The following is a 19725-nucleotide window of genomic DNA, read 5'->3' as shown; positions in this document are numbered from 1 at the left end:
CGGTGCCTGGCGACGCGGCGGTAGCGGCCGGGCGCCGGGCGGGTTGCCGCCTGCCGGACGCGGTGGCTGACCACCGGGTCCGGATTGCGGGCCGCGCGGGGGCCGACCGCCGTTCGGTCCATCGTCGTAAGGCGAAGTCACAGCCTGGATCTCCATAACTCGATACGGTCCGGATAGGTCGGTGCGGGCGTGCACGGCCGTCGTCGGCCGGTATGGGAGCCGCTCCACATATCAGTCGAGTGTGCCCGTCATTCGGCGGCAGTCCGACGAGCGCCGCCACCACGACGGCGCCGCGGTGCCGGGGTGTGTCCCAGCACATACGACTGCACCAGATGATTCCAACTACAGGTCCGGCACACCTCGACCACGTGCACCGAGAACTCTTCCCGAGTTTCGGCCAGCCGCACCAATTCCTCGGGGGTTCGGGCCGAACCCGCGATCGGTCCCAGCCCGTCACCGTAGACCCACGATACGAGCGTGAGCTGCTCTTTCCGGCAGATCGGACAGGTGACATCGCTGCCCCGCCCGTGGAATTTCGCCGCACGCAGCAGATACGGATTCGCATCACATACCTCGGCGACGTCCACACGGCCCGCATAGACATCGGCCAGCAGCGACCGGCGCCGGAGCGCATAGTCGACCACCTGCCGCTGAATTCGCACGGATCCCAGAGTACTTGCGTCGGCGGGGGCACGGCATGCCACCGAGAGAAGCCACACGTTCCTTCCCGCTCACTATATCGGTCCGATATAGTTTGAAATCGCATCCATCGGTTAGGTCTGTTCAATAGAGTCAGGAGGTGAAGCCCGTGCTCGAACTCGCGATTCTCGGGCTGCTCCTGGAGTCACCCATGCACGGCTACGAGCTGCGCAAACGGTTGACGGGCCTGTTGGGACCGTTCCGGGCCTTCTCCTACGGGTCGCTGTATCCGACGCTGCGGCGCATGCAGACCGACGGTCTGATCGCCGAGGAGAGTCCGGCCGGCGCGGTCACCCGCCGGGCCCGCCGGGTCTACCAACTGACCGAATCGGGCCGGGAGCGTTTCGGTGAACTGCTCGCCGACACCGGTCCGCAGAACTACACCGATGACGGCTTCGGCGTTCATCTCGCCTTCTTCAGCCGCACCCCCGCCGAGGCGCGGATGCGGATCCTCGAGGGCAGACGACGGCAGGTCGAGGAGCGCCGAGAAGGACTGCGGGAGGCGATCAAACGCGCCAGCGGAACACTGGATCGCTACACCCGCCAGCTCCATCAACTCGGTCTCGAATCAAGCGAGCGCGAAGTGCGCTGGCTCAACGAGTTGATTGCAGCGGAGCAATCAATGAAGGCGGCACCACAGAAAGAGGGAAATGTCGGCCATGAGTGATGTCAACCCGGCTGCTGAGATTCGCGTGGCCATCGTGGGCGTGGGCAACTGCGCCTCCTCGCTGGTCCAGGGCGTGCAGTACTACAAGGACGCAGACGAGAACTCGACTGTGCCCGGCCTCATGCACGTCAAGTTCGGCCAGTACCACGTGCGCGATGTGAAGTTCGTCGCCGCATTCGACGTCGACGCGAAGAAGGTCGGATTCGACCTGTCCGACGCGATCTTCGCCAGCGAGAACAACACCATCAAGATCTCCGACGTGCCGCCGACCGGCGTCACCGTCCAGCGGGGCCCGACGCTCGACGGCATCGGCAAGTACTACGCGCAGACCATCGAGCTCTCCGAGGCCGAGCCGGTCGACGTCGTACAGGCGCTGAAGGATGCCGAGGTCGACGTGCTGGTTTCGTACCTGCCCGTCGGTTCGGAAGATGCCGACAAGTTCTACGCGCAGTGTGCCATCGACGCCAACGTCGCATTCGTGAACGCGCTGCCCGTCTTCATCGCCTCGGACCCGGCCTGGGCGCAGAAGTTCGTCGACGCCGGCGTGCCGATCGTCGGTGACGACATCAAGTCCCAGGTCGGCGCGACCATCACCCACCGCGTGATGGCCAAGCTGTTCGAGGACCGCGGCGTGCAGCTCGACCGCACCATGCAGCTCAACGTCGGCGGCAACATGGACTTCAAGAACATGCTCGAGCGCGAGCGCCTGGAGTCGAAGAAGATCTCCAAGACCCAGGCCGTCACCAGCAACCTGAAGAAGGAACTGGGCGCCAACGACGTGCACATCGGCCCGTCCGACCACGTCGGCTGGCTCGACGACCGCAAGTGGGCCTACGTGCGCCTCGAGGGCCGCGCCTTCGGTGACGTGCCGCTGAACCTGGAGTACAAGCTCGAGGTGTGGGACTCGCCGAACTCGGCCGGCATCATCATCGACGCCGTGCGCGCCGCCAAGATCGCCAAGGACCGCGGCATCGGCGGACCCGTCATCCCGGCCTCGGCCTACCTGATGAAGTCCCCGCCGAAGCAGCTCGCCGACGACGTCGCCCGCACCCAGCTGGAAGCCTTCATCATCGGCGCTGAATAGTCTGGCCTCGCTTCGCTCGGCGGGTTCGCGGCCCCTAGGGCTCGCCGATGCGGCGCCGTGGCTTGCTCCTTCGTCGCGTACGCCACGGCACCGCATCGGCGAGCCGGCCGCGAACGGGGCCTCCTCGAGGTCGGCCCGTGCGGGGGTGGGGTAGGCGCTATGTCGCCTGGAACGTTGGCTGTCGAAAAAGGCTGGGCTACATGGTTTTCCCTGTAGCCCAGCCTGATTTCGTTTTCTGCGTCCGGCGGTCAGTCGAGGGACACGTACACCTCTACCGAGGTGGGGCCGGTGTAGCGTTCGATTTCCGCGGCGTGGGAGCGGGTGATGGTGCCGGCACTTTCGGCCTTGGCGACCTTGGCCCAGGCGGTGCGGAGCAGGTCGTACGGCTTGTCGGAGACGACGAACTTGGCGTAGCGGCCCGCGGGGATGCGGGTGATCACGTCGCCGGTCTCGAGGTCGTCCAGTCCGCCGAGTTCGTAGCCGAGGACCGCGACCGCGTGGTCGTCCTGGCCGATGTAGGCCGCCACGCGCGGGACGTTCTTCTCCCGTGACAGGTAGCGGTCCCAGGTGAAGTTCACCAGATCCAGATCCCGGGCGGTCACCTCGCGCCCGGCCAGCGGAACGGTGAGCCCGCCGACGAGGCTCGGTTCCAGGGTGACGATTTCGAAGTCCACGAGTCCCTACCTGTTCTCGGCGGAATCGGCCTGTGCCACACCGTTGTTCAGCGCATCGGTGAGCGGGTCGCTCTGCAGGGCGACGAACACCTCGACCGTGCGAGCCTCCGGATAGTGCTCGAAGTCGCCGGTGTAGGCCCGCACCAGCGCGCCGGCCGCTTCCAGATCCCACACCGCGCGCCAGATCGAGACGATGGTGTCACCCAGGTTGTCACCGGTGCGCAGGAAGCGCGCGAACTTCGCCGCGGGAATGCGGGCCAGCACATCGCCGGGCTGCAGATCGTCGAGGCTCTCACACTGGTAGCCGACGATATGGGTGAGATAGGAACCGATCTCGGGCGCGTGGTCGACATAGGCGGTCGCCGGCGGGCCGGGTAACCGGCGCGCCAGAGTTCGCTTCCACGCCTCCTCCACCTTCTGCCGGCGCGGTCCCTCGACCGCCAGCGCCGGGCTGCGTAGCACCGTGCCCGCCACCAGTGTTTCGTGGCGCTCCACCACTTCGAAATCCACCCGTGTCGCCCCTAATGTCTCGTGTTCAACCCCGTTCCACCCTATCGGCGTGTGCTGGGTGATGGCCGGATTACTCCAATTCGTTGCATCACAGCGTGCCGGATCGGACCGTCATCCCGGAACCGGGACGGTCAGCCCCGGAAAGATCTCCACCTGCCGCGGCGGCGGGGGCGGTGGCGGTGGTGGCGGCGCGGGCGGAATGACGATCACCGGCGGCGGCTGCTGCTGCTCGGACTGCGACGGCGGTTGCAGGATGTCGAACGGTGCGTTCCCGGTCGGCTGCGGCGGCGCGGCCGGTGGCTGCTCCGGCTCCGCGAACGGCCCGGCCGAATTCGGCGGCGGGGGCGCCGCGAACGGCCCGGCCGCGGCGCTCGGATCGGGATTCGCGAACTGCTCGACCGGCGTTCCCGCGAGGGCGCCGTCCATGGTGCGCTTCCAGATGTCGGACGGCAGCCCGGAGCCGTAGATCAGGCCACCGCCCGCCGTGCGGATCGGCTCGGGCTGATCGGTGCCCACCCACACCGCGGTGGACAGCGAGGGGGTGAACCCGATCATCCAGGCGTCCTTGTTCTCGCCGGTGTCACCGAGCTGCGTGGTCCCGGTCTTGGCCGCCGACGGCCGCCCGGCCAGATTGTGGCCGTTCGAATATCCGGGGATGGGCTGCATCGCCTTGGTGGCCGTATCGGTGATCCCGCGCGGGAAGCGCTGCTGCGGCGGCGGCAGCTGCCCCGGCCCGGGGGCCCCGCGATCGAGCAGTACCCGGCCGTCCCCGGCCACCACCCGCTGCACGAAATACGGCTGGTGATAGCTGCCCGACGCCGCGATGGTGGCATAGGCCGAAGCCATGTCGACGGGCCGCACCGAATACACGCCGAGGACGACCGTGGGCGCCGGCTGGCCGTCCGGCTCCGACAGCGAGGTGCCCGGCACACCCGGGATCTGCAGCGGAATACCGGCCTGGTGGGCGGCATCGGTCACCGACCGCGGCCCGATGGCCTGGGTGAGCCGGATGAAACTGGTGTTCAGGGAACGCTTGTAGGCCTCGGCGAGACTGCACGTTCCGCAGGATTCGCCCTCGACGTTGGTCACCCGCACCCCGTTCACCACGACCGGCGAACTGTCCAGCTGGGACGTCAGCGTGAAGCCCTGCTGCAGCGCCGCGAGCATGGCGAAGGTCTTGAACGAGGACCCGGTCTGCAAGGGGGCCTGCGCGAAGTCGTAGCCGACTCCGTCCTCACCGCCGTAGTAGGCCCGGATCGCGCCCGACCGCGGATCGATCGACACCACCGCACTGCGTAGCTGCGGCGGCTGGCCGTCGAGGGTGCGATGCACCGCGTCCACCGCGGCCTGCTGCGCCTTGGCATCGATGGTCGTCGTGATCTGCAGCGCACCGGTGTTGATCTCCTGATCGCCGATTCCCGCGGCGCGCAACTCCTTCAGCACCTGGGTGCGAATCAGCCCGGCGGGGCCGCGGGCGGCGTCGTCGTCGGGTTTGGGGGGCGGCGCGATCGTCGGGAATTGCACCTTGTCGCGTTCGCCGAGCGGCAGCACGCCCATCCCGACCATGCCGTCGAGCACATAGTTCCAGCGGGTCTTCAGCTGGTCGAGGTGCGTCTCGGGGTCCAGGATCGACGGCGTGCGCACCACCGCCGCGAGCACCGCGCCCTCCGCGAGGGTCAGCTGCGAGACCGGTTTGTCGAAGTAGGCGCGTGCGGCCGCCGCGATCCCGTAGGCGTCTCGGCCGTAGTAGATGGTGTTGAGGTATGCGGCGAGGATGTCGTCCTTGCTCCACTGCCGCGCCATCTTCGCCGAGATCACCAGCTCCCGCATCTTGCGCGACAGGGTGCGCTCCGAGCTGAGGAAGGCGTTCTTGACGTACTGCTGGGTGATGGTGGATCCGCCGCCCGCGTCGTCGTGGCCGAGCAGATTGTCGCGCGCGGCCCGCAGGAAGGCCGACGTCGAGAATCCGGGATTGCGGTAGAAGTCGCGATCCTCGGCCGAGAGCATGGCGTCGCGCATGGTCTGCGGCACCTCCGACAGCGGCACCGGCGTGCGATTCCCTTCGGGGGGAACGATTTTCGCGAGGACCGTCGTTCCGTCGGCGGCGGTGACGGTGGCGATCTGATTGGTCTGCACCGCACTCGGATCGGGTATCTCGGCACTCCAGTACGCCAGTACCAGCAGTAACGACGGAATCGCGACGAAGATCAGGAACAGCGCGAGTAGCAGGCGCCGAATTCGCTGCCCGCGAGTGCGGGGCGGGCGGTCGCCGGCGCCGGCGGGTTTCTCGCGGCGGCGGGGGCGACCGCTGTTCGGCCGGGACGCACCGTCGAGCTGTTTCCACCCGGCAATCGAGGCATAAGGCGCCGTTTCCGGGCGGCCGCGCCGCGGTTTGCGGGTCGAGCTCACGATCATCTCCTCCCGGAGCGTCGGCGAACCAGCGAGAAACAACGATCCCGACCAGCCTACGGGGCCGGTCGAACGTCAACCAGAACAGCTAATACCCAGTAAATCGCAGACTCACCCGGAAATCGGGCGCGACCGGCCGACGGCCTGTCGGTCCGGCAACTGCGAAGCGGCGGCACGGCTCGGCCTGCGAACCCTTCACTAACCGGCCCACCCGCCGATATCGAAAGACAGTTCGACCTCCGCGCCGGACACCTGATTTCGGGAGCACATGGGTAGCTCCCGGCACGCGGAGGCGTCGGAGCCCGACGTTCCGCTAGCTCTTGACGCCGCCCGCGGTGAGGCCGGAGATGATGCGGCGCTGGAACAGCAGCACCATGATCACCAGCGGCACGGTGACGATGATGCCCGCCGCCATGATCGCCGCATAGGGCTGCACCAGCGGATCGTTACCGGAGAACCGCGCGATCGCGACCGTCACCGGCTCGGTCCGGTCCACCGAGAGCAGACTGGCCAGCAGGTATTCGTTCACCGCGGCGATGAACGCCAGGATCGCCGTGGTGAACACCGCGGGCGCCGCCAGCGGCAGCATCACCAGCCGGAACGCCTGGAACCGGCTCGCGCCGTCGATCCGCGCCGCTTCCTCGAGCTCCCAGGGCAGCTCGGCGAAGAACGAGGCCAGGACGTAGACCGTCATCGGCAGCACGAACGAGATGTTCGGGATGATCATCGCCTGGTAGTGCCCGATCCAGCCGATGTTGGTGAACAGCTGGAACAGCGGCGTCACCAGGACGACCACCGGGAACATCGAGGCGCTCAGGATCAACCCGGCGACCAGCGTCTTACCGCGAAAAGCCATGCGCGCCAGCGCATAGGCGGCCATCATGCCGATCAGCAGTGCGATCACGGTGGTGGCCGCGCCGATGACGACGCTGTTGGTGAGCGCCCGCCCGAAGTCGTTGCCGCGGCTGGTGTCGAACGCGTTGCGGAAGTTCTCGAAGGTCACGTGGGTGGGCCACGGGGTGTTGTCGAAGGTGTAGTCCGGATCGCGGAAGGCGGTCACCGCCATCCAGTAGAACGGGGCCAGACCCCAGATCAGCACGATCAGCGCACCGACGTACACCCGTGCGGACCGCCACGGTTTGCGGCCGGAGGTAGCAGTGGTCATCAGTGTGCCTTCCGCTGTTCTTCCTGCGTCGCCACCGCATTGGCGCCCAGTATCTTCACCAGCACGAACGCCACCGCGAAGATCATCAGGAAGGTGAGCACCGACAGCGCGGCCGCACTGTTGGAGCCTTGCCGCACCTGATCGACAACGAGGATCGAGATGGTCCGGGTCGCCGGGTTGCCCTGCATCATGATGGCCGGCAGATCGTAGAGGCGCAGTGCGTCCATGGTCCGGAACAGCACCGCGACCAGCAGCGCCGGCTTCAGCAGCGGCAGCGTGATGTGGGTGAAGCGCTGCCAGGCCGAGGCGCCGTCGACCTTGGCCGCCTCGTACACGTCGTTCGGAATCACCTGCAGTCCGGCGAGGATCAGCAGGGCCATGAACGGAGTGGTCTTCCAGACGTCGGCGATGATCACCGCGAATCGTGACCACCACGGATCGGTCTGCCACAGGATGTGCGTGTGCAGTACCCGGTTGACCACGCCGTTGTACTGGAACATGAACTCCCACAACCGGGCCGTCACCGCGGTCGGGATCGCCCACGGGATCAGCACCGCGGCACGCAGCAGCGCCCGCCCGCGGAAGGTCTTACCCATCACGGTCGCCATGCCGAGGCCGATGGTCGCCTCCAGCGTCACCGTGATCACCGTGAACAGCAGGGTGATGCCGATGGCCGCCCAGAACTGGGAACCCAGGTTGCCGGTGGGGCAGGGCTCGGTTCCGCCGCCGGGCAGGGTGCACTGCTGCAGCAGCCAGTGCGTGTAGTTGCTGAATCCGGCGCTGCCGCCCTCGACGAACATGCCGGTGGCGGGGTCGAGTCCGGCGTCCTTCTGGAACGACATCCACACCGCGCGCACCACCGGATAGCCGATGACGACCGCGAGCGCCACCAGCACCGGTGCGACGAACAGCCACGCGCGGCCCGACCCCTGCGGGAGCCGTAAGCCCCGGGAGTTACTGTCGCGCTTCGGTTTCGGGCTCACCGGCTGATCGTCGGGTGGCGCGAGATCGGTCGCACCCGAAGGACTCGACACGTTCAACTCTCCTACGGGGCAGACTGCGGACAGGGTCAGGAGCCGGCGGCTTCGATGCCCTTCTGCATGCCGATGATCGCGTCATCGACTGATTTCTTACCGGTCAACGCAGCATATGCGTTGTCCTGGATGGCCTTCGACACCGCCGGGTAGAAGGGGGTGACCGGACGCGGCACGGCGCTGGCGATCGAATCCTTCAGTGCGGGCAGGTACGGGAACTTCGCGATCAGCGCCGGATCGTCGTACATCGACGACCGCACCGACGGGAACGCGCCCTCGGCGACGATCCGCTGGGCGTCCTCGCTGATCAGGAAGCGCAGGAAGTCCAGCGCGGTGGCCTTGTGCTTGGAGTAGGCGCTGATGGCGGCGTTGTAACCACCGAGCGTGGAGGCGCCGATGCCGTCCTTACCGGGCAGCGGGGAGACGCCGAAGTTGCCCTTCACGGCGGAGGAGTCCGCCTGCGCCACACCGTAGAAGTTCGGCCAGGTGCGCAGGAACAGCAGCTTGCCCGAGGCGAAGGCGTTCTGGCTCTCCGGCTCCTTGTAGGAGATGGCCTCCTTGGGGATGTCGCCGTTCTTGTAGGCGTCGGTGAGCACCTGCAGGCCGGCGCGCGACTGCGGGGAGTTCACGGTCGCGGTCTTGCCGTCCGGGCCGACGAACGAGCCGCCGTAGGCGTTGATCACCTCGGCCGCGTTCACGGTCAGACCTTCATAGGGCGCGAACTGTCCTGCGTAGCAACCGATTCCGTGATCGTGCGCGATATTGCAGTCGGCCAGCAGCTCCGGCCAGGTCTTCGGCGGATTCGGGACCAGATCCTTGCGGTAGTACAGCAGGCCGCCGTTGGTGTTGCGCGGCGCGGCGTAGAGGGTGCCCTGGTAGGTCGCGCTGGCGACGGTCGGCGAGAGCAGCGTGGAGGTGTCGAGGGCGAAGGAGTCCTTCAGCGGCTGGATCCAGCCCTTGGCCGCGAATTCCGCGGTCCACGGCACGTCCAGCGCCATCACGTCGTAGTCGGACTGCTTGGCCCGCATGTGCTGGGCCAGATCGTCGTACTGCTGGGAGGCGTCGTTGGACTGTTCCTTGAACGTCACCTGCTCGTTCGGATGGGCGGCGTTCCACCGGTCGATGAGCTGCTTGACCGCACCCGTCTCGGTGGTGTCCTTACCCTCGACATAGGTGATCGGACCGCGGCCGCCCAGGTTCTGGCCGGTCGGGTTGCTGCCGTCGCCGCTCGAACAGGCGCTCGTCAACCCGGCGGTCAGCAGCGCCACCGAGGCGGTGGCCAGCGCGGCGCGGGACACGAGGGACGAGCGTCGTGACACGGCGCGCGCGCGAACCGTGCGCGCCTTGTTCGAGGACGCCTTGTTCAAAGCCATCGATACTCCAGGGTCGTAACGAACACAGCTGTCAGGCGTGAGCGCCCGCACACTGCGCCGGTTGCACAAGGCAAGATACATTGTTCGGCTGCTGTATGGGATTCGGCGTCCGCGGACGGGTGCTACCGCCGGATGGGATTCGGCGTCCGCACCCGCCCCCGTGTCCCGCCCGATCATGTGGCGATGTCGGTGGGTTCTCGTATCCTGGCGCTCGATGTCGACCCAGATGCCTCAGGACAAGTTGCTCACCCGGATCGGTGGGCTGTTGCGTCAGGCCGAGTCGACCGACAACGAGCACGAGGCCGAGGCCTTCATGGCGGCCGCCCAGCGCCTGGCGACCCGTTCGTCGATCGACCTGGCGGTGGCGCGCGCCCATATCGCCGGTCGCGAACGCCGCCCGACGCCGATGCAGAAGGTCGTCCCGATCGGCGAGCCGGGAAAGAAGGGGCTGCGCACCTATGTGCAGTTGTTCGTGGCGATCGCCGCGGCCAACGACGTGCGCTGCGATGTGACCCGCACATCCACGCAGGTCTACGCCTACGGCTTCGATACCGATATCGCGACGTGCGAGGCGCTGTACACGAGCCTGCTGGTGCAGATGGTGCGCGCGTCCGACCACTACATCAAATCCGGCGCCTACAAATCGGCGACGGTGGAGAAGATCGTGGTGGAGACGCGCTGGGGTCGCACGGTGCAGCGTCGCATTCAGGCCCCTGTCGCAGCCGTGACGGCTCGGCTGAATTTCCAGATGGCGTTCGCCGACCGGATCGGCCGCCGGCTCGCACAGGTCAAGGCCGATGTGGAAGCGGAGGCGGTGGACGCGGATACGACCGCCGCCGAATCCGCCGGCACGGCGTTGGCGCTGCGCAACAAGGACCTCGAACTGACCGATTTCTACTCCCGCACCTCCGAAGCCCGCGGCACGTGGCGCGGTCCGCAGGAATCCACCGGGTACTCCCCGGCCGCGCGCCGTGCGGGCGACCGCGCCGGTCGCACCGCGCGCCTGGGCCTGTCGCCCGAATTGCCCTCGGCGCGCGGCACTCTGGAAGCTCCCGGCGCATGAGCCGCACACGAGCCCGGATGAAGGCCTCGGCTCGAGCGTGCGATCGGCTGCCCGGCCCGGGGCCCGTAGTCCGCGCTCGGTACGCGTGCGGAATCGGGTGCACCGAGTGAACGGACTCGAATGGTGCGGGAAAGCGCGGTGACGCAGCGGGATTCGCAGCGCAGCCGGGTCTACGACGCCGAGGGCCTGGTGCGGCGGATGTTCGATCGAGCCGAGGAGTTCGGCGCTCGCACGGTCGACCTGCACGGTTCGCAGCTCACGCTGCCGATCGAGCGGAAGTTCGCGTCGGTCGAGTCGGTCCAGAGTTATGTGGACCGGGTGCTGGCCCTGAATTGGATCCGCGCGCAATGGGTTCGAGCGGACACACCCCTCGCCGTCCGGGCCCGTGCGGGCACCGCGGCGGCGCATTACGAGACCGGCCGCTCGGTGCTGGCCGTCCCGTTGCATACCGGCGGAACCGCTTGGGCCCTACGGGAATTGGTCATCCTGCACGAGCTGGCCCACCACCTGGAGCCGCCGGGCGCCGACCTCGCCCCGCACGGCCCCGAATTCTGCACCCGCTACCTCGAGCTGGTCGACGGGGTCATCGGCCCGGAAGCCGCCCTTCTCCTGCGCGCCACCCTGCACGACTGCGGCGCTCGAGTGGGCTGAACCTGGTTCGGCAACAGGCGCGTGGCCGACGCATCCGGCCCCGGGGGGCGCATGTCGGTGCCCCGGGCCGTTGCGGACGACCCAGGGCATACCGAGCCCTACTGTCCCGGCGTTTCCGCCCGCACCGTCGGGTCGATGAGGCCGAAGATCTCGCCCTGGGGAGCCTGGACGACGGCCGAGCGGCCGAACGGGGTGTCGTCCGGACCCATCAGTACCGTGGCGCCGAGTTCGGTTGCGCGCGAGAGTTTCTCGTCGGTCCCGGCAACCTGGAACCAGGTGAGCCAGTAGGGCGGGTTGTCGCCGGGTGCGTTGCTCGCGTCCATGACACCGCCGGCGACGTCGGCCCCGGGCGGGGAGAAGGTCGAATAGACGAATTTCTCGCCGTCGCCGATTTCGTCGAAGGTCCAGCCGAAGACGCGGCGGTAGAACTCCTGGGCGGTGGCGTAGTCGCCGGTGTGCAGTTCGTTCCAGCAGTAGGAACCGGGTTCGTTGTAGATGCCGGCGCCGGTGTGGGCCTTGGCCTGCCAGACGCCGAAGATCCCGCCGGTGGGATCGGAGGCCACGCACATGCGGCCCACGTCCATGACGTCGAAGGGTGGCACGAAGACCGTTCCCCCGGCCGCGCCGATGGCCTCGGCGATCGCGTCGACGTCGTCGGCGGCGAGGTAGGTGGTCCACACCGAGGGCATCGGCGTCTCGCCCATCTTGGGGCCGATTCCGGCGGCCGGTTTACCGCCCAGCATCGCCATAAGATATCCCCCGGCCTCGGGTGGGCTGTCCATGATCTCCCAGCCCAGCAAACCGGAGTAGAAGTCGCGGGCGGCCCGCGGATCGTCGACCGAGCAGTCGACCCAGCAGGGCGTACCCTGCGGCCACGCAGAATCACGAGTGGGCATTGCGGAACTCCTATCGTGTGTTCGAGCACGTGAGAACTGCCGATGGCACACGATCAGCTAATCACAGTCGGGCGGGCGGGAAAACCCTCGTCCCGGCCCTGTCGAGACCCCGAGATACCGCTACCGGTCCAGAAGCCGCAGCACCCGCTCCAGTCGGCTCCGCCACCACGCCGCGCGCTCCGGATCGGGATGGCGGAAGCGTTCCAGCAGAGCGGGATCCGGAACCGGCGGGGTGCGCGGAACGCTCAGATATCCGTCGACCGGGCGCAGCGAATCCGCGACCACGTCGCCGGCGAACAGGTCGACGGTGCCCAGCCCGCAGGCGTGATCGAGTTCCGGCAGCGCACCGGCCAGTGCGAGCTGCGCCGACAGCCCCACGCTCGTCTCCAGTGCCGAGGAGATCACGCACGGCAGCCCCGCCGCCTGCGCCACTCGCAGCGCCCGCCGCACCCCGCCGAGCGGCGTGCATTTCAAGACGGCGATATCGGCCGCTCCCGCCACCGCGACTCGCAGCGGATCCTCGGCGCGCCGGATGGACTCGTCCGCGGCGATCGGAATGTCCACCCGCCGCCGGACCGCCGCCAGCTCCTCGATCGTCCGGCACGGCTGCTCGGCGTATTCCAAACCCTGTGCGGCACGGTCGATCCGGCGCAGGTTCGCAACCGCCGTATCGACGTCCCAGACCGCGTTGGCATCGACCCGCACGGCGCCGTCGCGACCGAGCGCATCGCGCACGGCCGCCACCCGCTCGATATCCTCGGCGAGCGATTCGGGATGATCGGCGATCTTGACTTTCGCGGTGCGGCAACCGGATTCGGCGACGATGGCATACGCGCGCTCGGGCCCGACCGCGGGAACGGTGCAATTGACCGGAATGCGATCCCGGACCGGTTCCGGCCACCCGTCCTCGATCTGCTCGACCGTGGTCGCGAGCCAGTTCGCGGCCTCGTGGTCGTCGTATTCGACGAACGGGCAGAACTCACCCCAGCCGCGCGGTCCTTCGAGCAACATGCCTTCGCGGACGGTGATGCCGCGGAAGCGAGTCCGCAGCGGAATCGCGTACACCAGCGCCGACGCCGGATCCAGATCGCTCACCCGAGCCAGCCTAACGATCGCGGCGTGGGAGTCCGCGCACCGCGGCTTCCAGAGGTCGACGCCCGCTCGGCTGCTCTCGACGTCGCGTCGAGCACTGCTGCCGCAACTACCGCACACCGGCACCTGCCCGGGGCAGCGAAATGGCGACGGTCCGGTGGTGCTTGCGAGCGCGGCCCGGGGGAGTTTCCATGTGTAGCCATGGAGTTCTGGCCGGAACGCCCGCCGCTGCGGCGCGGCGATGCCGTGCTCAGCGCCGTGGTCTATCTGGCCGGTTGTGGTGTGGCGTGGTTGATCTGGCGTTACGGCCTGCCGTACCGCGATATGGCGCAGCAGCGCACTCGTCCGGGGCCCAGTCATCTGCCGCTGGCCTACGCCGCGGTTTTCCTGGCCCTGGTGGGTGCGCTGCTGCTGGCCGGGCGGTGGACCCTGCGGGCATTGCGGGAACGCCGCCCGGCCTGGCGTTACGCGTTGCTCACCCTGCCGCTGCTCGCCGAGGCGTGGCTCCTCGGTTTCGCGGTGGCGCTGGTCGCGGTGTCGGTCTGACGATCACAGCCGCTCGTAGATGGTCGCGTTCGCCAAACCGCCTGCCTCGCACATGGTTTGCAGTCCGAAGCGGGCGCCGCGTTCGTGCAGCGCGTGGACCAGCGTGGTCGCCAGTCGCGCACCGGAGGCGCCGAGCGGATGCCCCAGCGCGATCGCGCCGCCGTTGACGTTCACCCGGGACAGATCGGCACCGGTGTCGGCGGCCCAGGCCAGGACCACCGAGGCGAAGGCCTCGTTGACCTCGAACAGATCGATATCGGCCGGCGACAGTCCGGAGCGCTGCAACACCTTTCGAGTCGCCGGGATCACCGCGGTGAGCATCAGCAGCGGATCGTCGCCCGCGACCGCGAAGCTGTGCAGCCGGGCCAGCGGCCGCAGGCCCAGTTGCGCGGCCTTCTCGCTGGTCATGATCAGTACCGCGGCGCTGCCGTCGTTGATCTGGCTCGCATTGGCGGCGGTCACGTTCCAGCCGATCTCGGGGAACCGGGCGGCATAGGCCTCACTGTAGTAGGCCGGCCGCAGCCCGGCCAGGGTCTCCAGGGTGCTGCCCACCCGGATGCCCTCGTCGGTGCTCAACCCGGCCAGCGGCGCGAGTTGTGCCTCGAAGGATCCGTTCTTCGTCGCGGCGGCGGCCTTCTCGTGACTGGCGAGGGAGAACTCGTCCATGGCGGTGCGTGAGATCCCCCAGCGCGCCGCGATCAGTTCCGCGCTGATCCCCTGCGGTACCAGCTCGTCCGGATACCGTTCGGCGAAGGCCACGCCGTTGATATCGGTCGCGCCGGCCACGCTCGACCCCATCGGCACCCGGCTCATCGACTCCAGACCGCCGGCGACGACGATGTCGTAGGCTCCCGCCAGCACGCCCTGAGCGGCGAAGTGGATGGCCTGCTGGCTGCTGCCGCACTGCCGGTCGACCGTGGTGGCCGGAACGGATTCCGGATAGCCGGCCGCGAGCGCGGCCCGGCGGGTGATGTTGACCGACTGCTCGCCGATCTGGGTGACCACGCCGCCGATGACGTCGTCGATCAGCACCGGATCGATCCCGCTGCGCCGCACGACCTCGCGCAGGCTGTGGGCGAACAGGTCGACCGGATGCTGGTCGTGCAGCGCTCCGGTGGCTTTGCCCTTCCCGATCGGGGTGCGTACGGCCTCGACGATCACTGCGTCTCTCATGGCGATTCCTCCGGTAGCGCGCCGTTGCGACAATCTGACTTAGTCGCCCTAAAGTCAGGGTAGGAGCTGACATTAGTTATGACAAGTCAGAGTTGGTATGATCGTCGTCATGCCCGTGAAACTGGAAGGACCCCTGCGTGACCTGAATTCTTGGAAGCCGGACGGCTGTTCCATCGTGAAGGCCCTCGACATCGTCGGCGCGCGCTCGGCGATGCTGATTCTGCGCGAATCCATCTACGGGACCACCCGCTTCGATGGTTTCGCGGCGCGGGTGGGTATCACCGACGCCGCCGCGGCCGCCGCGCTGCGCAAACTCACCGACGCCGGGCTGCTGCGCAAGCAGCCGTATCGCGAAGAGGGTAAGCGCACCCGCAACGAGTACGTGCTCACCGAGATGGGCCGGGATCTGCTGCCGGCGATCTTCGCGCTGTGGCAGTGGGGGGACAAATATCTGCAGGGCGGGGTGCCGCCGCTCGAGCGGGTCGAGGACACCACCGGCGAACCGGTGCGGGTGGAGTTGCGCGGTGCCGGAGGCGACGAAATCGGACTGGAGGACATCCGGATCCGTGTGAACGAGGATTGGCGCCGGCCCCGCGGCTGAACGGCGGCACTCGCCGACCGGCGAGTGCCCATCGCATCGCGAACTGCCCCCGAATGCCGAAAAGCGTTCGGGGGCAGTCTGTTTCGATACCTAGGTCAGGCGCCGACCGTCGGCCGGGTCGAAGAAGTAGGTGTGCTCCGCATCGGTGGTGAGCGTCAGCTTGTCGCCCTTCTGCGGCGGATTGCGCCAGTCGGCGCGCGCGACGATGGTCTGATCTCCGCCGGCCTCGCCCAGGGTGCGGCCGTAGATGTAGGCGTCGGAGCCCAGCTCCTCGACCACGTCGATCTCCATGGCGATACCGTCGGACCCGCCGGCCAGATCGAAGTGCTCCGGCCGGATACCGACCACCACGGACTCGCCCGCGGCATCGGCCACCGCGCGCGGCAGCGCGATCGAATGTCCGCCGAGGATGACCGAACCGTCCGACACCGGCAGTGTGAACAGGTTCATCGCCGGTGAACCCATGAAGCCCGCGACGAACAGATTCGCCGGATCCCGATACAGATCCCGCGGTGAGGCGCACTGCTGCAGCAGCCCGTCCTTGAGCACCGCCACCCGGTCGCCCATGGTCATCGCCTCGACCTGGTCGTGGGTCACGTAGACGGTGGTGGTGCCGAGCCGGCGCTGCAACTGGGCGATCTGCGTGCGGGTCTGCACGCGCAGTTTGGCGTCCAGATTCGACAGCGGCTCGTCCATCAGGAACACCTGCGGCTGGCGCACGATCGCGCGGCCCATCGCGACCCGCTGCCGCTGACCGCCGGACAGCGCCTTGGGTTTGCGGTCCAGGAAGTCCTGCAGGTCGAGCAGCTTCGCCGCCTCCAGCACGCGCTGGTTGCGCTCGGCCTTGCCGACCTTGGCCATCTTCAGCGCGAAGCCCATGTTCTCCGCGACCGTCATGTGGGGGTAGAGCGCGTAGTTCTGGAACACCATCGCGATATCGCGCTGTTTGGGTTCGGCGTCGGTGACGTCCCGGTCGCCGATCAGGATGCGGCCGTCGTCGACCTCCTCGAGTCCGGCCAGCATGCGCAGCGAGGTGGATTTGCCGCATCCGGACGGTCCGACCAGTACCAGGAATTCGCCGTCGGCGATCTCGAGATCCAACTTGTCGACGGCGGGTTTGGTGCCACCCGGGTAGAGCCGGGTGGCGTGGTCGAAGGTGACCGTGGCCATGGTGAATCAATCCCTTCACCGGCAGGAACGTGCCGGACGATCCGAGTAGAGGGGTCGGTGCGCGCCCCACAGTAACCCAGCGCCCCGCACGGGGCGCGGCGGGCGAGTAGCCTCGTCAAGGGCCGCTGACCGGCCGCGAGAGCAGCTCACGAGACGAAGGAGCATCGGATGACTCGACCGGTTCGCATCGGAGTTCAGCTACAGCCGCAACATGCTCCCGATTACGGGTTGATCCGGGATGCGGTGCGCCGGGCCGAGGATGCGGGCGTCGACATCGTGTTCAACGGGGATCACTTCTATCCGCTCACCGGCGATCCCGACGGCGCGCATTTCGAATGCTGGACCATGCTCGGTGCGATCGCCGAGCAGACCGAACGCGTCGAACTCGGCGCATTGGTGACCGGCGGCGGATATCGCAATCCCGATCTACTCGCCGATATGGCCCGCACCGTCGACCACATTTCCGGCGGCCGGCTGATCCTCGGCATCGGCGCCGGCTGGTTCCAGAAGGACTACGACCAATACGGCTACGAATTCGGCACGCCCGGAACACGTCTGGCGTTGCTGAAGGAATACCTCGCGCGTATCGACGCCCGGCTGCCGAAACTGAATCCGCAACCGACGCGCCATATTCCGATTCTGATCGGCGGCGGCGGTGAGCGAAAGACGTTGCGACTGGTGGCCGAATACGCGGACATCTGGCACAGCTTCGCCGATATCGAAGCGCTGGAACGCAAATCGAAGATCCTGGCCGAACACTGCGCCGAGGTCGGCACCGACGCGAACCGGATCGAGCGGTCGGTGTCCTGGCCCGGCGCCGAACAGGCCGAGCGGCTGGTGGCCGCCGGGGCGACGTTGTTCACCGTGGGCGCCGGCGGACCCGACTACGACCTGAGCGTGGTCGAGCAGGCCGTCGCATGGCGGGACAACTTCAATCCGGAGTCGGTGGCCGGTATCGCCTGATCGAATCACCGCCGGATCGAATCACCGGGATTCGATTTCCGGCGGGCGATGTGGCAGGGGCGGCGGCCCGTGGACCCGCGTCGCCGTCCTCGGCGCGCCGCCGGCCCCGCTAGGGTTCTCGGCTATGGCCCGTTTGCCCGTCTCGCGCCCGCGTGCGCTCATCGCGCTGATGGCGGCGATGATGCTGCTGTTCGCCGTCGCCTGCAGTTCCGACGGCGGCAGTTCGTCGCAGGCCTCGAACCTGTGCGCACCGCCCGGGCCCTCGGCCGCCTCACCGGCGCCGACGAAACTGGCGAGCGGTGCGACGGCCGGCACCGATCGCTACACCACCGCGACCACCGCGCCGCTCAATTCGATCGATATCACCAAGCTCGGCTTGTCCCAGCCCGGTGTGCTCAGCGTGGGCACACTGTCGGACGCGCCGCCGAGTATCTGCGTGAATCCGTCGGGAACCTTCACCGGATTCGACAACGAACTGCTGAAGGCGATCGGCGCGAAACTCGGATTGCGGGTGCAGTTCTCCGGCACCGAATTCGCCTCGCTGCTCTCCCTGGTCGCCACCGGCCGGTTCGATGTGGGGTCGTCGAGCATCACCACCACCGATGCGCGGCGGCAGCAGGTCGGTTTCACCAACGGCTACGACTTCGGTTACTTCTCGCTCGTCGTGCCCAACGGCAGTGCCATCCACGGTTTCTCGGACCTGAAGCCGGGCGTGCGGATCGGCGTGGTGCAGGGCACCGTGCAGGACGAATACGTCACCGGCACGCTGCATCTGGACGCGGTGAAATTCCCCGACTACAACACCGCCTACGCGAATCTGAAGACCGGGCAGATCGACGCCTGGGTCGCGCCCTCCCAGCAGGCCACCGGTGCGATCAAACCGGGTGATCCCACCTCGATCGTGCAGAACACCTTCAGCCTGGACAATTTCACCGCCTGGGCGGTGCGCAAGAACAATCAGCCGCTGATCGACGCCCTCAATTCCGGCCTCGACGCGGTGATCGCGGACGGGACCTATGCCAAGCTCTACTCCGACTGGGTGCCGCGCCCGCTGCCGCCGGGCTGGAAACCGGGCTCCAAATCCGCGCCGATGCCGCAACTTCCGGACTTCGAGAAGATCGCGGCCGAACATCAGCACAGCGATCAGCAGAACGCACCGAAATCGACGCTGACGCAATTGAAGGAAACGTTCTTCGATTGGTCGTTGTACCGCAAGGCTTTTCCCGATCTGTTCAAGACGGGTCTGCCGAATACGCTGATTCTGGCGCTGGTTTCGGGGGTGCTGGGCACGCTGATCGGCATTCTGCTGGCGGTGGCCGGTATTTCGCGCACCCGCTGGTTGCGGTGGCCCGCGCGGGTCTACACCGACATCTTCCGCGGTTTGCCGGCCGTGGTGATCATCCTGTTGATCGGCCTGGGTATCGGCCCGGTAGTCAAGGGGATCACCGGGAACAATCCGTACTGGCTGGGCGCGGTCGCGCTGGCGCTGCTGGCCTCGGCCTATATCGGTGAGATCTTCCGCTCGGGTATCCAATCGGTGGAACCGGGACAGTTGGAGGCCGCGCGCGCGATCGGATTCGGCTATCGGCAGTCCATGACGCTGGTGGTGATTCCGCAGGGCGTGCGGCGGGTGCTGCCGGCGCTGATGAACCAGTTCATCGCGCTGATCAAGGATTCCTCGCTGATCTACTTCCTCGGCCTGCTCGCCTCCCAGCGGGAACTGTTCGCCGTCGGCCGCGACCTGAATTCCCAGACCGGAAATCTGTCGCCGCTGGTCGCGGCGGGCCTGGTCTATCTGCTTCTCACCATCCCGCTCACCCACCTGGTGAACTACATCGACCGCCGATTGCGCACCGGCCGCGCCGAAGCCGCCGCCGACGAAATCGACCAGGCAGTCATCACGGAAGGACGCGGAGCGTGAGCGACCAGAATCCGAAGGGCGTGAGCGACCAGAA

19 protein-coding genes are annotated in these 19725 nt (G+C 67.6%); 8 read left to right on the top strand and 11 right to left on the bottom strand.

The features are described 5' to 3' along the window. Positions 1 to 248: 248 nt before the first annotated feature. A complete protein-coding gene (locus ON23_RS26965) occupies positions 249 to 662 on the bottom strand; it encodes a DUF5318 domain-containing protein (protein ID WP_158271251.1) in 414 nt (137 codons plus the stop codon). A 146-nt stretch (positions 663 to 808) separates the two neighbouring features. Here ON23_RS26965 and ON23_RS26960 point away from each other — a divergent pair, with 146 nt between their 5' ends. Then, positions 809 to 1366, top strand: coding sequence for a PadR family transcriptional regulator (locus tag ON23_RS26960; protein ID WP_036507131.1), 558 nt, complete (start codon positions 809 to 811; stop codon positions 1364 to 1366). Beyond that, positions 1359 to 2450, top strand: coding sequence for an inositol-3-phosphate synthase (locus ON23_RS26955; RefSeq protein WP_039781616.1), 1092 nt, complete (start codon positions 1359 to 1361; stop codon positions 2448 to 2450). Before ON23_RS26960 ends, ON23_RS26955 begins: the two co-directional genes overlap by 8 nt. Before the next feature lie 248 nt (positions 2451 to 2698). Here ON23_RS26955 and ON23_RS26950 read toward each other — a convergent pair whose 3' ends face one another. The 6 genes from ON23_RS26950 to ON23_RS26925 all read right to left on the bottom strand — a co-directional run bounded on the left by ON23_RS26950 (position 2699) and on the right by ON23_RS26925 (position 9540). Continuing rightward, positions 2699 to 3124, bottom strand: a complete 426-nt coding sequence (locus tag ON23_RS26950; protein ID WP_039781614.1) for a GyrI-like domain-containing protein — start codon at positions 3122 to 3124, stop codon at positions 2699 to 2701. Positions 3125 to 3130: 6 nt separating this feature from the next. Further along, positions 3131 to 3634, bottom strand: a complete 504-nt coding sequence (locus ON23_RS26945) for a GyrI-like domain-containing protein (protein WP_051025284.1) — start codon at positions 3632 to 3634, stop codon at positions 3131 to 3133. Between the two features lie 111 nt (positions 3635 to 3745). Beyond that, positions 3746 to 6049: a transglycosylase domain-containing protein gene (locus tag ON23_RS26940; protein ID WP_039781612.1), complete on the bottom strand. Its 2304-nt coding sequence runs from the start codon at positions 6047 to 6049 to the stop codon at positions 3746 to 3748. A gap of 307 nt (positions 6050 to 6356) precedes the next feature. Then, on the bottom strand, positions 6357 to 7208 hold the full coding sequence (locus ON23_RS26935; protein ID WP_036507022.1) for a carbohydrate ABC transporter permease: 852 nt from the start codon (positions 7206 to 7208) through the stop codon (positions 6357 to 6359). Next, positions 7208 to 8191 (bottom strand): carbohydrate ABC transporter permease, encoded by a 984-nt coding sequence (locus tag ON23_RS26930; protein WP_051043442.1) that lies wholly within the window; start codon positions 8189 to 8191, stop codon positions 7208 to 7210. Before ON23_RS26930 ends, ON23_RS26935 begins: the two co-directional genes overlap by 1 nt. Before the next feature lie 86 nt (positions 8192 to 8277). After that, positions 8278 to 9540, bottom strand: a complete 1263-nt coding sequence (locus tag ON23_RS26925; protein WP_373282256.1) for an ABC transporter substrate-binding protein — start codon at positions 9538 to 9540, stop codon at positions 8278 to 8280. 301 nt (positions 9541 to 9841) lie between these two features. On the opposite strand from ON23_RS26925, the gene ON23_RS26920 reads away from it, so the two are divergent. Together ON23_RS26920 and ON23_RS26915 are read left to right on the top strand one after the other, a co-directional pair. Continuing rightward, entirely contained in the window at positions 9842 to 10678 is an 837-nt protein-coding gene (locus ON23_RS26920; RefSeq protein WP_039781640.1) for a DUF2786 domain-containing protein, read from the top strand. A 138-nt stretch (positions 10679 to 10816) separates the two neighbouring features. Next, the gene (locus ON23_RS26915) at positions 10817 to 11329 is read left to right on the top strand and encodes a TIGR04338 family metallohydrolase (RefSeq protein ID WP_245556126.1); all 513 of its coding nucleotides are present in this window, start codon (positions 10817 to 10819) and stop codon (positions 11327 to 11329) included. Positions 11330 to 11427: 98 nt separating this feature from the next. Here ON23_RS26915 and ON23_RS26910 read toward each other — a convergent pair whose 3' ends face one another. Both ON23_RS26910 and ON23_RS26905 read right to left on the bottom strand, forming a co-directional pair. After that, positions 11428 to 12225 carry a VOC family protein gene (locus ON23_RS26910; RefSeq protein ID WP_039781607.1) on the bottom strand — a complete coding sequence of 266 codons (798 nt, stop codon included), beginning with the start codon at positions 12223 to 12225 and terminating at the stop codon, positions 11428 to 11430. A 120-nt stretch (positions 12226 to 12345) separates the two neighbouring features. Further along, positions 12346 to 13320, bottom strand: a complete 975-nt coding sequence (locus tag ON23_RS26905) for an o-succinylbenzoate synthase (protein ID WP_174376527.1) — start codon at positions 13318 to 13320, stop codon at positions 12346 to 12348. Positions 13321 to 13518: 198 nt separating this feature from the next. On the opposite strand from ON23_RS26905, the gene ON23_RS26900 reads away from it, so the two are divergent. Continuing rightward, positions 13519 to 13863: a hypothetical protein gene (locus tag ON23_RS26900; protein WP_039781606.1), complete on the top strand. Its 345-nt coding sequence runs from the start codon at positions 13519 to 13521 to the stop codon at positions 13861 to 13863. A 3-nt stretch (positions 13864 to 13866) separates the two neighbouring features. On the opposite strand, the gene ON23_RS26895 is transcribed toward ON23_RS26900, so the two are convergent. Continuing rightward, positions 13867 to 15036 carry a thiolase family protein gene (locus ON23_RS26895; RefSeq protein WP_039781604.1) on the bottom strand — a complete coding sequence of 390 codons (1170 nt, stop codon included), beginning with the start codon at positions 15034 to 15036 and terminating at the stop codon, positions 13867 to 13869. 109 nt (positions 15037 to 15145) lie between these two features. Between ON23_RS26895 and ON23_RS26890 the strand changes: the two genes are divergently transcribed. Next, positions 15146 to 15637: a winged helix-turn-helix transcriptional regulator gene (locus tag ON23_RS26890; protein ID WP_039781636.1), complete on the top strand. Its 492-nt coding sequence runs from the start codon at positions 15146 to 15148 to the stop codon at positions 15635 to 15637. Between the two features lie 90 nt (positions 15638 to 15727). Here the strand turns inward: ON23_RS26890 and ON23_RS26885 are convergent, their stop codons facing one another. Further along, complete coding sequence (locus tag ON23_RS26885) at positions 15728 to 16807, bottom strand: ABC transporter ATP-binding protein (RefSeq protein ID WP_039781603.1); 1080 nt, start codon at positions 16805 to 16807, stop codon at positions 15728 to 15730. Between the two features lie 168 nt (positions 16808 to 16975). On the opposite strand from ON23_RS26885, the gene ON23_RS26880 reads away from it, so the two are divergent. Both ON23_RS26880 and ON23_RS26875 read left to right on the top strand, forming a co-directional pair. Continuing rightward, positions 16976 to 17770: an LLM class F420-dependent oxidoreductase gene (locus ON23_RS26880; protein WP_039781601.1), complete on the top strand. Its 795-nt coding sequence runs from the start codon at positions 16976 to 16978 to the stop codon at positions 17768 to 17770. A 124-nt stretch (positions 17771 to 17894) separates the two neighbouring features. After that, positions 17895 to 19691, top strand: coding sequence for an ABC transporter substrate-binding protein/permease (locus ON23_RS26875; protein WP_039781600.1), 1797 nt, complete (start codon positions 17895 to 17897; stop codon positions 19689 to 19691). The last annotated feature ends 34 nt before the right edge of the window (positions 19692 to 19725 follow it).

Source organism: Nocardia cerradoensis NBRC 101014, from assembly GCF_000308535.1.
Classification (GTDB): domain Bacteria; phylum Actinomycetota; class Actinomycetes; order Mycobacteriales; family Mycobacteriaceae; genus Nocardia; species Nocardia cerradoensis.
This window is presented reverse-complemented; position numbering and strand designations above follow the sequence as displayed.